Origin of the sequence: Leifsonia sp. C5G2 (assembly GCF_013359685.1) — a bacterium.
Lineage (GTDB): Bacteria > Actinomycetota > Actinomycetes > Actinomycetales > Microbacteriaceae > Leifsonia.
Genome location: NZ_JABFMV010000002.1, coordinates 383,788 through 397,827, shown reverse-complemented (window position 1 = coordinate 397,827; position 14,040 = coordinate 383,788). Strand labels below are relative to the sequence as shown.

The following is a 14,040-nucleotide window of genomic DNA, read 5'->3' as shown; positions in this document are numbered from 1 at the left end:
ACTTCAGGATGTCGTCCGCCGCGTGGACCATGGTGTCGAAGCGGTAGTTGATCTCGGCCTGGCCGCCGGTGCCCACCTCGTGGTGCGCGCGCTCCAGGATGAGGCCCGCGTCGATCAGCTTCAGCGAGATGTCGTCGCGCAGGTCGGCCTGCTTGTCGACGGGGGAGACGGGGAAGTAGCCGCCCTTGTAGGGGGTCTTGTTCGCCAGGTTGCCGCCTTCTTCGACACGGCCGGAGTTCCAGGCGCCCTCCTCCGAGTCCACGGAGTAGAAGCTGGAGTTCTGCTTCACCTCGTAGCGGACGTCGTCGAAGATGTAGAACTCCGCCTCCGGGGCGAAGTACGCGGTGTCGGCGATTCCGGTCGACGCGAGGTACTTCTCGGCCTTCTTCGCGACCTGGCGCGGGTCCTTCGCGTAGATCTCGCCGTTGCGCGGATTGTAGATGTCGAACACCATGATGAGGGTGCGCTCGGCACGGAACGGGTCGATGTAGGCGGTCGACACATCCGGGATGAGCTGCATGTCGGACTCGTGGATCGACGCGAAGCCGCGGATCGAGGAGCCGTCGAACAGCTGGCCGACGGAGAAGAACTCCTCGTCGACGGTCGAGGCGGGGATGTTGAAGTGCTGCTGCACACCGGGAAGGTCGGTGAAGCGGATATCAAGGAACTTGACGTCGGTGTCCTTGATGAACTTGAGCACCTCGGAAGAATCACGGAACATACGGACGACTCCCAATGGCTTTGCGGGTGACCGGACTGCGCATGCAGTCCACCGACCACGCTAGGGGGAGGCCGTTTCCCCGCGGTCACGCGAATGTTTCCGGCATGTTACGTGTACCCCGGACGGGGATGGGGCGTCCAGGTCGGCGCGAACGGCGCTCGGTAGACTCGGCTGGTGCCCCAGAACCCGTCGAACCGCCCTGGCGACATCGCCCCCAGCCGTTACCCGGGGGAGCGCCTCGGCCTCCCCGAGTCGGGCCCGCGGTCGATCGGCCGGGTCGGGCGGCGCATCGGGGCGATCGTCATCGACTGGGCGATCGCATCGTTCCTGTCGTTCGCGTTCTTCCGCTACGACAGTTGGGCGACGATCGCGATCTTCGCCGTGCTGCAGATCCTGTTCATCCCCACGATCGGCGGCAGCATCGGGCACCGCATCGTCGGGATGCGCGTCGTCGCGGTCCGTGGCGGCTGGGTCGGCGTGTGGCGGCCGATCGTCCGGACGCTGCTGCTGTGCATCGTGATCCCGGCGCTGGTCTGGGACTCCGACCAGCGCGGCTTCCACGACAAGATCGCCGGAACCGTCCTCATCCGCGCCTAGCTGCCGCATCCCCACCGTCGAGTACACGAAGACTGCACGGATCCGGGCGGATTCCGTGCAGTCTTCGCGGAGTGGATGCTTGGGCGCAGGGAGCGCGGGTCAGCGGGCGCGCTGCGCGCGGACCTTCATCGGGTCGATGCCCTTCGGGATCGGCATCTGGTTCTCCATGGACTGGAGACGGTTGCTGATCGCGATGACCTCGGCCTTGGTGAGGGTCGGCTTGATCTTGGCGAGCGTGCGCGGGACCTTGTGCAGCGGCACCGAGTCGGCGTCCGGCCCGACGGTGATGATCGTGACGGGGACGTTCGGCAGCACGCGGTTCACTTTGCGGCGCTCCTCGTCCACCATGCGCTTGGTGCGCGTCGCCGGACCCTCGCTGATCAGCACGACGCCGCCGCGCCCGGTCGCCCGGTACACCGCGTCCTGCGTCTTGCCGTTGACGGCCACCGGCATCTCGGAGCCGCGCCAGCTGCGCTTGAGCGATGAGCGCAGCACGGCGCCGACGGCGCCCGGCTGGCCCTCGATCTGCGAGTAGGCCGCGCGCTCGGCACGCCGGCCCAGGATGATGAGGCCGATCAGGACGCCCGCGAGCACGCCCGCGACGATCCACAGCACCATCGTGAAGACATTGCCGCCGGACAGGAAGATCGCGAGCAGCACGCCGGCGACGATGGGAAGGACAACCCCGAGGACGATGTACAGCAGCGCGCGGTCGTCGTACCGGCGGGTCATCTGGAAGACCTGCCACATCTGCTTCAGACGGCCGGGCTCCTTGGTGGACTTGTCCTTTGCCATACCACCAAGGATACCGGCTCGCGGGTCCTCCAGATGACCTGTTCGCCGCTGGGAGAGTGCTGTCAGGAGACCGCCTGCGCGAAGCCGAGCGACGCGTCGGCGAGGTGCCTCAGCTCGTCCGGGACCGGCCGTCCCTTCGCCTGCATCGACTGCGCCCAGAGCCGCCCGGCACGGTACGACGACCGAACGAGCGGGCCGGCCAGCACGCCGAGGAAGCCGACCTCCTCCGCCTCCTGCTTGAGCTCCACGAACTCGTCCGGGTGCACCCATCGGGCCACCGGCAGGTGCCGCGGGCTCGGCCGCAGGTACTGCGTGATCGTCAGGATGTCGGTGCCCGCGTCGTGCAGGTCGCGGAGGGCGGCGCTGACCTCGTGCCGCTCCTCGCCCATCCCGAGGATCAGGTTGGACTTGGTGATGAGGCCCGCCGCGCGTCCCTGGGTCAGCACGTCGAGCGAACGCTCGTACCGGAACGCGGGCCGGATGCGCTTGAAGATGCGCGGAACCGTCTCGACGTTGTGGGCGAACACCTCGGGCTGCGCCGAGAAGACCTCGCCGAGGTACTCCGGGTTGCCGGAGAAGTCGGGCACCAGGATCTCGACCCCGGTCCCCGGCGACTGGCGGTGGATCTCGCGGATCGTCTCTGCGTACAGCCACGACCCCTCGTCCTCCAGGTCGTCGCGCGCGACGCCGGTCACCGTGGCGTAGCGCAGGCCCATCCGCTGGACGGACTCGGCGACGCGCCGCGGCTCGTCCCGGTCGAAGTCCGCGGGCCTTCCGGTGTCGATCTGGCAGAAGTCGCAGCGGCGGGTGCACTGGGAGCCGCCGATGAGGAAGGTCGCCTCCCGGTCCTCCCAGCACTCGTAGATGTTCGGGCAGCCGGCCTCCTGGCAGACGGTGTGCAGCTCCTCGGTCTTCACGAGGGACTGCAGCTGCCGGTACTCCGGGCCCATCTTCGCCTTGGTCTTGATCCACTCGGGCTTGCGCTCGATCGGCGTCTGGGCGTTGCGGACCTCGAGGCGCAGCATCCGGCGCCCCTCGGGTACGGCGCTCACGCGACGGCCTCGGCGGTGGTGAACTCGAGGTCGAAGGCCTCCATGACGAGCGGCGCGACCTCCTGCGGCGTGACGGTGCGGCCGAGGACGCGGGAGATCGTGGTGACTCCGGCGTCGCGGATGCCGCAGGCGACGATCCGGTCGTACGCGGCGAGGTCGTTGGAGCAGTTGAGGGCGAAGCCGTGCATGGTGACGCCCTCGGCGACTCGGATGCCGATGGCGGCGATCTTCTCGTCCTGCTGCGCTCCCGGGTTGTGCTCCGGGCGCATCCACACGCCGGACCGGCCCTCGATCTGCACGCCGGTCACGCCGAGGCGGGCGAGCACGTCGATGAGGACGCGCTCGAGCGCACGGACGTAGCCGACCACGTCGACGGGTTCGTGGAGTCGGAGGATCGGGTACCCCACGAGCTGCCCCGGCCCGTGCCAGGTGATCTTGCCCCCGCGGTCGACGTCGACGACGGGGGTGCCGTGGTCGGGACGCTCGTCCGGGGAGGTGCGCTTGCCGGCGGTGTACACCGGCTCGTGCTCGAGGAGGATGACGGTATCGGGCGCCTGGCCTGCGACGACAGCGGCGTGCACGGCACGCTGCTGCTGAAGGGCCTCGAGATACGGCACGGAGTTGGCGCTTAGCCCCGTGACGTCATACGTGGTCACCCGGTCAGTCTACGTCGGGCTTCGGGAAGGTGCGCACAGCTCCACGACGGCGCGACTTCTCCACAGATCTCCGGATGCCGCTCGCCGGCTTGCCCGCATCGACTGGGATGAGGGCATGACTCCGATCATGGCCTCGTCCAGCTCCCGTCCCGCTGCCGACCGCGCGGAGCTCCACCGCATCGCGGCCTCTTGGGCGCGCGCCGAAGGGTGGGAGGCGGCGGGCCCGCCGGCAGACGACCCGGGCGGGGGAGTGTTCCTGCCGCTGACGGGAGCCGCGCTGGATGGACGGGCGCGACTGCGCGTGCGCGAGCGGCGGCCCGGCGAGACAGGGCCGTCGGCCGAGCGCGAGCTTGCGGCGCGGAGGCAGGCCGCGAGCGAGCATGTCGTCGGTCTCGTGAAGGAGGTGGGCCGACGCCAGGTCCGCGGCCGCGAGGTGGATGCGGTTCTGCTCGCCGACGCTCCCGGCGGCACGCTGGCGGAGCTGATCGCGCGCCGCTCGGGGGTACCGGGAGGCGAGGCCGCGACGGTGCTGCTCTGCGTCGCGCGGGGGATCGCCGCCCTGCACGCGGCGGGCTGGGCCGGGCCGACCCTGTCACTGGAGGGCGTGGAGTTCGCTGCCGACGGATGCCCGACTCTGGGAATCCTCGACATGGTCGTGGCGCTGCAGCCCGAGGCCGCGGTGGCCGATGCGGAGGCGTACCACGCTTTCGCTCGCTGGCTATGCCTGCGCGTGGTCGACGGCTCAGGCATGCGCCTTCTGGCCGCGGTGGAGGGCGCGCTCCGCAGCGGGCGGTGGTCCGCGGTGGCGGAGGCGGTGGCGGCGGTGGCCCGGCCGGTCGCCGTGAAGCTGACGGCCGAGGGGGAGGCGTCGTCCGACGCGTCGTCGGCGAACGCGGCGGCAGCCCTCGACGTCGGCGGTTCCGCTCGCGCCCCGGCACTGGCTCGTCCGAGCGGCAGCGAGCAGGCCCGTGCTCCGCGCCTCGCTGCGGTCGTCGACCTGCTCGATGACCGTCCCCTTCACCGAGTCGGTGCGCGGCTGCTCGCTGCCGTGCGCAGGCGACCTGCCCTGGCCGTGTTCGCCGCCGTGCCCGTCATCGCCGCACTGGCAGCGGTCGCGCTTATCCCGGGTGCGCCCGCTCCCAGCGCGGCGGTGAGCCAGTCGACCGCGACGAGCGCTCCATCGGTCGGCCGTTCGGCGGCGGTAGAGGGGCGGTCCGTGGGGACGGGAACGCCGGTCGCCGACTCCGGTGCAGCCTCCACCCCGGCGGCGGAGGGCGGTGGGGAAGCCGGGACGGACGCGGCACCCGAGGGCGAGAAGCCCCGCGCTGACAGCGACGACCCGGTGGACGCAGCGGTCACGCTGCTGGACGCCCGGAAAGCCTGCTTCTCGGTGAAGCCGGCAGTCCCGGCCTGCCTCGACGACGTGCTCGAAGCCGGAGGCGCCTTGCGGACGGGCGAGGCGGCAGCCCTCGGCAGAGCGGGGGCGGCGGACGAACGCGACTACAGAGGCGCTCAGCTCTCTCTCGTGGAGCGCTGGGGCGATGCGGCGTTGGTGGCGATCTCGCCGGACGCGTCGCGCACGCCGAAAAGCGAACCGGCCTCGCTCCTGCTGGTGAGGAGCGAGGCCGGTTGGCGGCTACGGGCGGTGTTCCCGTGAGGCGATCAGATCCCGAGATTGCCTTCGAAGTTGCCACCCTCGAGACGGTTCTTGACCGCGACGAGGAAGCGGGCCGCGTCGGCGCCGTCCACGATCCGGTGGTCGTACGAGAGGGCGAGGTACACGGTCGAGCGGATGGCGATCGAGTCGCTGCCGTCGGCCGAGACGACGACCGGCTTCTTGGTCACGATGCCGGTGCCGAGGATCGCGACCTGCGGCAGGAACACGAGCGGGGTGTCGAACAGTGCGCCGCGCGAACCGGTGTTGGTCAGCGTGAACGTGCCGCCGGCGAGCTCGTCCGGCTTCAGCCGGTTGTCGCGGGTGCGCTCGGCGAGGTCGCCGATCTCCTTCGCCAGGGCTGCGATGTCGAGCTCCGAGGCATTGCGCACCACCGGGGTGAGCAGGCCGCGCTCGGTGTCCACGGCGATCGAGAGGTTCTCGTGGTCCGGGTAGACGATGCTGTCGCCGTCGACCGTCGCGTTGATGACCGGGTAGGTCTTCAGCGCCTCGGCGGCGGCCAGCGCGAAGAACGGCAGGAAGGAGAGCTTCACGCCGGTCTTGCTCAGGAAGTCGCCCTTCACGCGATCGCGGAGGGCGGCGACCTTGGTCACGTCCACCTCGACGACGCTGGTGAGCTGCGCGGTCGACTGCATCGAGACGACGGCGCGCTCGGCGACGACCTTGCGGAGGCGCGACATCGGCTGCGTGGTGCCACGCAGCGGCGAGACTTCGGGGGCCGGAGCCGCGGCGGCGGGAGCCGAGGCAGAGGCGGCGGGAGCGGCGGCCGAGAGGATGTCCTCCTTGCGGATGCGCCCGCCGACGCCGGTGCCCGTGACGGTGGAGAGGTCGACGCCCTGCTCGTTCGCGAGCTTGCGGACGATCGGCGTCACGTAGCCGGCGTTGCCGGCGTGGGCTCCGCCCGATGATGCAGGAGCGGCGGCCGGGGCAGCGGGGGCCGCCGGGGCGGCGGCCTGCGGAGCGGCAGCCTGCGGAGCGGGGGCGGCGGCAGGAGCGGCCTGAACCGGTGCGGCCTGAGCCGGAGCGGCGGGTGCTTCCTGTGCCGGAGCCGCGGGAGCGGCGGCGGCCGGCGCGGGCGCGGACTCTTGCGCGGGAGCGGCCTGAGGGGTCTCCTGCGCCGGAGCAGCCGGTGCCTCCTGGGCCGGAGCGGCCTGCGCGGGGGCGGGAGCCTCCTGAGCAGGAGCAGCCGGCTCGGCGGGCGCGGCCTCGGCGGGCGCGGCCTCAGCCGGCGCGGCCTCGGCGGCCGGGGCGGCGGGCGCCTCGGCGCCGGCACCCGAACCGTCGCCGATCGTCACGAGCGCGGTCCCTACCTCGACGGTCTCGTCCTCCTGCACCAGGATCGCCTCGATGACGCCGGCGACCGGCGACGGGATCTCGGTGTCGACCTTGTCGGTCGAGACTTCGAGCAGGGGCTCGTCCACCTCGACACGGTCGCCAACGTTCTTCAGCCAGCGGGTGACCGTGCCTTCCGTGACGCTCTCGCCGAGCGCCGGGAGGCTGACGGATTCGCTCATGAGCTTCTCTCCTTCAAAACCTGATCGTTCAGTAGCTTATTGCAGGCGGGTCCGCGCACGGCGGACCCGCCCGATACGTCCTAGAGGGTGTGCAGCGGCTTGCCCGCGAGGTAGAGGAAGGCCTCGCCGAGCGACTCGTTCTGCGTGGGGTGCGCGTGGATCAGCGGAGCGATGTCCTCCGGGTACGCCTCCCAGTTGACGGCAAGCTGCGCCTCGCCGATCAGCTCGCCGACACGGGCGCCGATCATGTGCACGCCGACCACGGGGCCGTCGTTGACGCGGACGACCTTCACAGAGCCGTTCGTCCCGATGATCTCGCTGCGGGCGTTGCCGGCCAGGCTGTAGTCGTAGCTGCTGACGCTGTCGGCGCCGTACTTCTCGACGGCCTTCGCCTCGGTGAGGCCGATAGAGGCCACCTCGGGGTCGCAGTAGGTCACCTTCGGGATGTTCACATCCGGGACGACGATCGGGTTGAGGCCCGCGATCTCCTCCGCGACGAAGATGCCCTGCTGGAAGCCGCGGTGCGCGAGCTGCAGGCCGGGGACGATGTCGCCGACGGCGTAGACGCCCGGGATGTTGGTGTGCAGACGCTCGTCGGTGATGACGAAGCCGCGGTCCATGGTGACGCCGACCTCGTCGAACCCGAGGCCCTGCGTGAGCGGGCCGCGGCCGACGGCCACGAGCAGCAGGTCGGCCTCGATGGTGTTCCCGTTCTCGAGGGTGACGACCACGCCGTTCTCGTTCTGGGTGACGCCCTGGAAACGGACACCCAGGCTGTAGTCGATGCCGCGGCGGCGGAACGCGCGCTCCAGCGACTTGCTGATCGACTCGTCCTCGTTCGGGACCAGGTGCGGCAGCGCCTCGATGATGGTGACGTCGGAGCCGAACGACTTCCACACGCTCGCGAACTCGACGCCGATCACACCGCCGCCGAGCACAGCGACCTTCTTCGGGACGAAGTCGAGCTCGAGCGCCTGCTCGGAGGTGATGACCCGGCCGCCGATCTCCAGACCGGGCAGCGAGCGCGAGTACGAGCCGGTCGCCAGGATGACGTTCTTGCCGACGATGCGGTCCTCGCCGACCTGCACGGTCGTGGGGGAGACCAGGCGGCCCTCGCCCTCGATGACCGTGATGCCGCGGGCCTTCACCAGGCCCTGCAAGCCCTTGTACTTCTTCGCGACGATGCCGGTGCGGTACTCGGTCACGCCGTTGATGTCGACGCCCTGGAGCTGGGTGACGATGCCGTACTTCGCCGACTCCCGCGAGTAGTCGGCGATCTCGGCCGCGTGGAGCAGCGCCTTCGTCGGGACGCAGCCGCGGTGCAGGCACGTGCCGCCGACCTTGTCCTTCTCGATCATGCCGACGGTGAAACCGAGTTCGGCCGCACGCAGCGCTGCTGCGTAGCCTCCACTCCCACCGCCGAGCACCACAATGTCAAAGTTCTGCTCAGACACCCAGCTACTCCCTCGCGCATCAGGATCATGTGACACGATTTGCCGCCCAGAGGGGTGGCTCCGGGTGACGTGTTGATGGGCGGGATTTCCCGCCCATACGACCCTACTACTTCCCGGAAATGGTCTCGGCCAGACGCAGAAGCGCACGTACGCTGACGGCGGACGGCCCCTTGCCGGTGAAACCGTAGGGCGCCGCGGGGCTCTTGGCGGGACCGGCGATGTCCACGTGGGCCCACGGGATGCGCGGCGCGTCCTCCTCGTCGCCGGTGCGTCCGACGAACTCCTGGAGGAACACCCCGGCCAGCAGCGCCCCGCCGGCGGTGTTCCCCGGGTTGGCGTTGGCGATGTCCGCGACGTCGGAGTTGATGGTGGCCCGAAGCTCGCCGGGGAGCGGCATCGGCCACAGCAGCTCGCCGGACTCCTTGCCCGCGGCGAGCACCTGGTCCACCAGGTCGTCCGACCCCATGACGGCCGCGTAACGCGTGCCGAGCGCGACCATCGCGGCACCGGTCAGGGTCGCCACGTCGACGATGGCGTCCGGGCGTTCCTCGCTCGCGGCGACCAGGCCGTCGGCGAGCACGAGCCGACCCTCCGCGTCGGTGTTGAGTACCTCCACAGTGCGCCCACCGCGGATACGGAGCACGTCGTTGGGCCGGATGGCCGAGCCCGACGGCATGTTCTCGGCCAGGCACAGCCAGGCGGTGACCCGCACCGGAAGTGCGAGGCGGGCGGCCGCGAGCGCGACGGCGAGCACGGTGGCGGCGCCGGTCATGTCGTACTTCATCCCGACCATCCCGGTCGCGGGCTTGAGCGACAGGCCGCCGGAGTCGAAGGTGATGCCCTTGCCGACGAGTGCCACGTGGCGGGCGGCCTCGGCGGGCGCGTACGACACCTTCACCAGCCGCGGCGGGCGGGTCGAGCCCTGGCCGACGCCCAGGATGCCGCCGAAGCCGTCCGCCGCGAGCCGCTCCTCGTCCCACACCTCGACGGTGACGGGCAGGTCCGCCGCCGCGGCCTGCGCCCGCGACGCGAAGGTCTCGGGGTAGAGGTCGAGCGGGGGCATGTTGACGAGGTCCTTGACCAGCGCGGCGGCCTCGGCGACCGCGGTCGCGCGGGCGACGAGCGCCTCGGCGCCGGGAGCGGAGCCCAGCACCTCGATCGAGCCGACCGGGTCCTTGACGCCCCCGCGGCTCTTCTCGCGGTACTCCGTGAACGCGTACGCGCCGAGTGCCGCGCCCTCCAGCACCGCGCCGACCTCGACCGCGTCCCCGGCGGGCAGGTCGAGGGCGACCGCCGCCGTCCCGGCCAGCTGCCGCACGGCGCTGCCCGCGGCGTAGCGGAGCGCGTCCGTCCCGTCCTCGGGGAGCCCGATGACGGCGAGGGAGGCGCCGGCGCCACGACCGGGCAGCCGCACCAGTTCGTCCCGGCCGCCGCCGAAGCCGACCTCGCGGAGCTGCTGCTCCAGCTCCTCACGGCGTTCGCCCGAGAGCACGGCGACGGTGTCGCGCGCCACGCGGGCGGCGACGACGAGCACGTCGGCGGAGGTGGCGGGGGTGGGGGCGTCGGTCAGCGTCAGCGAGGGAACGGTCATGCTCCGACCCTAACGCGCGTGTTCGCTGAGGGCGTGGCCGCGGAGCGTCCTGAGCAGGGCACGCCTCTGGGATGCCGCTCTAGAGTTGACGTATGCGAGACCCCGGCGAACTGTTCGAGCTCAACCCGGCACTCGATGTGCCGGAAGGCCTGCCGCTGGTCGCGGGACTGACCGGTTTCGCCGACGCGGGCTCCGGCGTGAGCCAGCTCGGCACCTACCTGCTCGGCACCCTCGACAGCGAGGTCGTCGCCACCTTCGACGCCGACATCCTGCTCGACTACCGGGCGCGCCGGCCCATCATCTACTTCGACCAGGACCACCTGACCGACTACCAGCCGGCGACGCTCAAGCTCTACCTCGCCTACGACGAGCTCCGTCAGCCGTTCCTGCTGCTCTCCGGCTTCGAGCCCGACTTCCGCTGGGAGGCCTTCACGGAGGCGGTGCTCGGCCTGATCGAACGCTTCACGGTGTCCACGATCACGTGGGTGCACTCCATCCCGATGCCGGTGCCGCACACCCGCCCGATCGGGGTCACGGTCAGCGGCAACCGCCAGGAGCTGATCGACTCCATGTCGATCTGGAAGCCGCACACCCAGGTGCCCGCCAACGCCCTGCACCTGCTCGAGTACCGCCTGCAGCAGCAGTCGTACCCGATCGCCGGCTTCATCCTGCTCATCCCGCACTACCTCGCCGACACCGAGTACCCGGCGGCCGCGGTCGCCGCGCTCGACTCCATCAGCGCGTCGACCGGCCTGATCTTCCCGACCGACCGGCTGCGGCAGGAGGACCGGGAGTTCGTGGCGAACATCGACGAGCAGGTCGCCGGCAACCCCGAGCTCGGCCGCCTGGTCGGCACGCTGGAGGAGCGGCACGACTCCTACATGGAGGACACGCAGCTGCGCTCGCCGCTGACCGACAGCGACGGCGAGCTGCCGAGCGCCGACGAGATCGCCGCGGAGCTCGAGAACTTCCTGGCCTTCCGCCGTCACGGCGACGAGGACAACCCGCGCGGGGATCGCTGACCGCGCGCTCAGCGCATACCCGGTTCCCGGCCGGTGCATAGCCGGGCGTAGGATCGTTCGGTGAATTCGCGTCGCTCCTGGATCGTCTACGGGATCGGCGTCTTCGCCTACCTGATCGCCGTCATGCAGCGCACCACCGTGGGTGTCGCGGGTGTCGCGGCGACCGAGCGCTTCCACGTCTCCGCGTCCGTGCTGTCGACGCTCGCCGTCGTGCAGCTCATCGTGTACGCCGGCATGCAGGTGCCGGTGGGCGTGCTGATCGACCGGATCGGCTCCCGTGTCCTCATGCTCGTGGGCACCGCCCTGATGGTCGTCGGACAGGTGGCCGTCGCGCTCGCGCCGAGCATTGCGATCGCGATCGTCGGCCGCATCCTGGTGGGGGCGGGGGACGCGACGGTGTTCACCTCGCTGATGCGGCTGGTGAACTCCTGGTTCCGCGGCCGCATCGTGCCGCAGCTGTCGCAGTGGATCGGCAACGTCGGGCAGCTCGGCCAGGTGCTCTCCGCCGTGCCGTTCGCCCTGCTCCTGCACCTCTCCGGCTGGACGGTCGCTTTCCTCTCCGCCGCCTCGCTCTCTGTGGTCGCGCTCATCGGCATCGTGCTGGGCGTGACCGACCGGCCGGTCGGCGCGAGCGAGGGGCCCCGGCCCGCGACGTGGTCCGACTCGCTCCGCCAGCTGCGGATCAGCCTGGCCCGGCCCGGCACGCAGCTCGGCTTCTGGTCGCACTTCGTCACCCAGTCCTCCGGGACCGTGTTCAGCCTGATGTGGGGCATCCCGTTCCTCGTCTTCGCGATCGGGATCGAGCCGGCCGAGGCATCGGCGCTGCTGACGGTGCTGGTCGGGGCGGGACTCGTGTCCGGGCCCATCCTCGGCATCCTCACCGCCCGCTTCCCGATGCGGCGGAGCAACCTCGTGCTGGGCATCGTGGCGCTGATGGCCGCCGCCTGGACGCTGGTGCTGCTGTGGCCGGGGAAGCCGCCGCTCTGGACGATCATCGTGCTCATCGCGGCCATCGGGATCGGCGGCCCCGGCTCGCTGATCGGCTTCGACTTCGCACGCACCTTCAACCCGCTGCACAGCCTCGGGTCGGCCAACGGCATCGTCAACGTCGGCGGTTTCCTCGCCAGCTTCGTGATGATGTTCCTGATCGGCGTGTCGCTCGATCTGCAGGCGCACGGCGCGGAGGGGGACGCGCAGCTCTACCAGCTCGACCACTTCCGCTGGGCGTTCGCCATCCAGTACGTGATCGTCGGGATCGGCGTCGCCTTCCTCGTCCGCGCACGCCGCCGGACGCGCCGTCATCTCCTGGAGGAAGAGGGAATAGAAGTGGCCCCTCTCTGGGTTGCACTCGTCGGAGCGTGGAGGAGGCGCGGCGGCCGCGAGGCTCTGTAACGACGTGGTCGGGGGAACACGGGGAACGTGCAATAATTGATTCCTGGACCCGTTCATCTCCTGGGGCCGGAGCATTAGACGATGCACGGCGCAGACCCCCAGGACTTGACATGGGTCTTAGTAGTGTCCGCACGCAAACCCTGAGCCAGGCCCGGCCGTCAGGATCCCGGCCCCTCCGCTTGGTATGAAAGGTGTTCACATGGCAACCCGTGCAGCAACGAAGACCCGCGAGCCGGAGGTCGAGGTCGACGAGACCGTGACCGCGGCGGCGGGCGAGGAGACGGCGAAGCCCGCAGCCAAGAAGGCGGGCACGAAGGCGGCGCCCAAGAAGGCTTCGCCCAAGTCGACGGCTGCGAAGAAGCAGGCCGCCCCGAAGGGCAAGGCTGCGGACGACGAGGACGACGATGTTCTCGACGACGAGGCCGAGGTAGTGATCGACGAGGACGACGAGACGGAGGCGGAGGGCGACTCCGACACGGAGGCCGCTGCCGAAGGCGACGCCGACACCGAGTCGGAGGAGACCGACGGCGACGAGACCGGGAGCGCTGCGCCCGTCGCGGCGCCCGCCGGCGACCTGCCCCTGCCGACCGACGCCCTGGTGCTGCGCGCCGTCGACGAGGAAGACGACATCCCCGTCTACTCGACGACGATCACCGGCGCCACCGCCGACCCGGTCAAGGACTACCTGAAGCAGATCGGCAAGGTCCCGCTGCTGAACGCGGCGGAGGAGGTCGAGCTCGCGATGCGCATCGAGGCGGGCCTCTTCGCCGAGGACAAGCTCGCGAACACGCCGAACCTCAGCAAGGAGCTCGAGCGCGAGCTGAAGTGGGTCGCCCGTGACGGCCAGCGCGCCAAGAGCCACCTGCTGGGCGCCAACCTGCGTCTCGTGGTGTCCCTCGCCAAGCGCTACACCGGCCGTGGCATGCAGTTCCTGGACCTCATCCAGGAGGGCAACCTGGGCCTCATCCGTGCGGTCGAGAAGTTCGACTACACGAAGGGCTTCAAGTTCTCCACGTACGCCACCTGGTGGATCCGTCAGGCGATCACCCGCGCGATGGCGGACCAGGCGCGCACCATCCGCATCCCGGTGCACATGGTGGAGGTCATCAACAAGCTCGCCCGCGTGCAGCGTCAGATGCTGCAGGACCTGGGCCGCGAGCCCACTCCCGAGGAGCTGTCGAAGGAACTCGACATGACCCCGGAGAAGGTCATCGAGGTGCAGAAGTACGGTCGCGAGCCCATCTCGCTCCACACTCCTCTCGGTGAGGACGGCGACAGCGAGTTCGGCGACCTGATCGAGGACACCGAGGCGGTCGTCCCGGCCGACGCGGTCGGCTTCACCATGCTGCAGAAGCAGCTGGAGAGCCTGCTCGACTCGCTGTCGGAGCGCGAGGCGGGCGTCATCCGCATGCGCTTCGGCCTCGGCGACGGGATGCCGAAGACGCTCGACCAGATCGGTGACACGTTCGGCGTGACGCGCGAGCGCATCCGCCAGATCGAGTCGAAGACGATGGCGAAGCTGCGCCACCCGTCCCGCTCGCAGTCGCTGCGCGACTACCTCGAGTAAACCG

The 14,040-nt window shown here is 70.4% G+C and carries 12 protein-coding genes; 5 read left to right on the top strand and 7 right to left on the bottom strand.

All coding sequences use genetic code 11. The features are described from left to right. Positions 1 to 721: glutamine synthetase beta-grasp domain-containing protein (locus tag HNO83_RS04690; RefSeq protein ID WP_175336335.1), on the bottom strand; the 721-nt coding region annotated here is incomplete at its 3' end. A 174-nt stretch (positions 722 to 895) separates the two neighbouring features. Between HNO83_RS04690 and HNO83_RS04685 the strand changes: the two genes are divergently transcribed. Continuing rightward, on the top strand, positions 896 to 1,318 hold the full coding sequence (locus HNO83_RS04685; RefSeq protein WP_175336334.1) for an RDD family protein: 423 nt from the start codon (positions 896 to 898) through the stop codon (positions 1,316 to 1,318). A gap of 99 nt (positions 1,319 to 1,417) precedes the next feature. Here the strand turns inward: HNO83_RS04685 and HNO83_RS04680 are convergent, their stop codons facing one another. The 3 genes from HNO83_RS04680 to lipB all read right to left on the bottom strand — a co-directional run bounded on the left by HNO83_RS04680 (position 1,418) and on the right by lipB (position 3,821). Then, a complete protein-coding gene (locus HNO83_RS04680) occupies positions 1,418 to 2,113 on the bottom strand; it encodes a DUF4191 domain-containing protein (protein ID WP_175336333.1) in 696 nt (231 codons plus the stop codon). Between the two features lie 62 nt (positions 2,114 to 2,175). Beyond that, a complete protein-coding gene (gene lipA, locus HNO83_RS04675) occupies positions 2,176 to 3,165 on the bottom strand; it encodes a lipoyl synthase (protein WP_175336332.1) in 990 nt (329 codons plus the stop codon). Continuing rightward, on the bottom strand, positions 3,162 to 3,821 hold the full coding sequence (gene lipB, locus HNO83_RS04670; RefSeq protein WP_175336331.1) for a lipoyl(octanoyl) transferase LipB: 660 nt from the start codon (positions 3,819 to 3,821) through the stop codon (positions 3,162 to 3,164). The genes lipA and lipB overlap by 4 nt, the downstream gene beginning before the upstream one ends. A gap of 115 nt (positions 3,822 to 3,936) precedes the next feature. On the opposite strand from lipB, the gene HNO83_RS04665 reads away from it, so the two are divergent. Then, a complete protein-coding gene (locus HNO83_RS04665) occupies positions 3,937 to 5,478 on the top strand; it encodes a hypothetical protein (protein ID WP_175336330.1) in 1,542 nt (513 codons plus the stop codon). 5 nt (positions 5,479 to 5,483) lie between these two features. On the opposite strand, the gene sucB is transcribed toward HNO83_RS04665, so the two are convergent. The 3 genes from sucB to HNO83_RS04650 form a co-directional block, all read right to left on the bottom strand. Beyond that, positions 5,484 to 7,010, bottom strand: a complete 1,527-nt coding sequence (sucB, locus tag HNO83_RS04660; RefSeq protein ID WP_175336329.1) for a 2-oxoglutarate dehydrogenase, E2 component, dihydrolipoamide succinyltransferase — start codon at positions 7,008 to 7,010, stop codon at positions 5,484 to 5,486. A gap of 80 nt (positions 7,011 to 7,090) precedes the next feature. Beyond that, the gene (gene lpdA / locus HNO83_RS04655) at positions 7,091 to 8,464 is read right to left on the bottom strand and encodes a dihydrolipoyl dehydrogenase (protein WP_175336328.1); all 1,374 of its coding nucleotides are present in this window, start codon (positions 8,462 to 8,464) and stop codon (positions 7,091 to 7,093) included. 106 nt (positions 8,465 to 8,570) lie between these two features. Continuing rightward, positions 8,571 to 10,055 carry a leucyl aminopeptidase gene (locus HNO83_RS04650; protein WP_175336327.1) on the bottom strand — a complete coding sequence of 495 codons (1,485 nt, stop codon included), beginning with the start codon at positions 10,053 to 10,055 and terminating at the stop codon, positions 8,571 to 8,573. A 92-nt stretch (positions 10,056 to 10,147) separates the two neighbouring features. Here HNO83_RS04650 and HNO83_RS04645 point away from each other — a divergent pair, with 92 nt between their 5' ends. The 3 genes from HNO83_RS04645 to HNO83_RS04635 all read left to right on the top strand — a co-directional run bounded on the left by HNO83_RS04645 (position 10,148) and on the right by HNO83_RS04635 (position 14,036). After that, entirely contained in the window at positions 10,148 to 11,077 is a 930-nt protein-coding gene (locus HNO83_RS04645) for a proteasome assembly chaperone family protein (RefSeq protein WP_175336326.1), read from the top strand. Positions 11,078 to 11,137: 60 nt separating this feature from the next. Continuing rightward, on the top strand, positions 11,138 to 12,469 hold the full coding sequence (locus tag HNO83_RS04640; RefSeq protein ID WP_175336325.1) for an MFS transporter: 1,332 nt from the start codon (positions 11,138 to 11,140) through the stop codon (positions 12,467 to 12,469). A 199-nt stretch (positions 12,470 to 12,668) separates the two neighbouring features. Then, on the top strand, positions 12,669 to 14,036 hold the full coding sequence (locus tag HNO83_RS04635; protein WP_175336324.1) for an RNA polymerase sigma factor: 1,368 nt from the start codon (positions 12,669 to 12,671) through the stop codon (positions 14,034 to 14,036). Positions 14,037 to 14,040 lie beyond the last annotated feature (4 nt).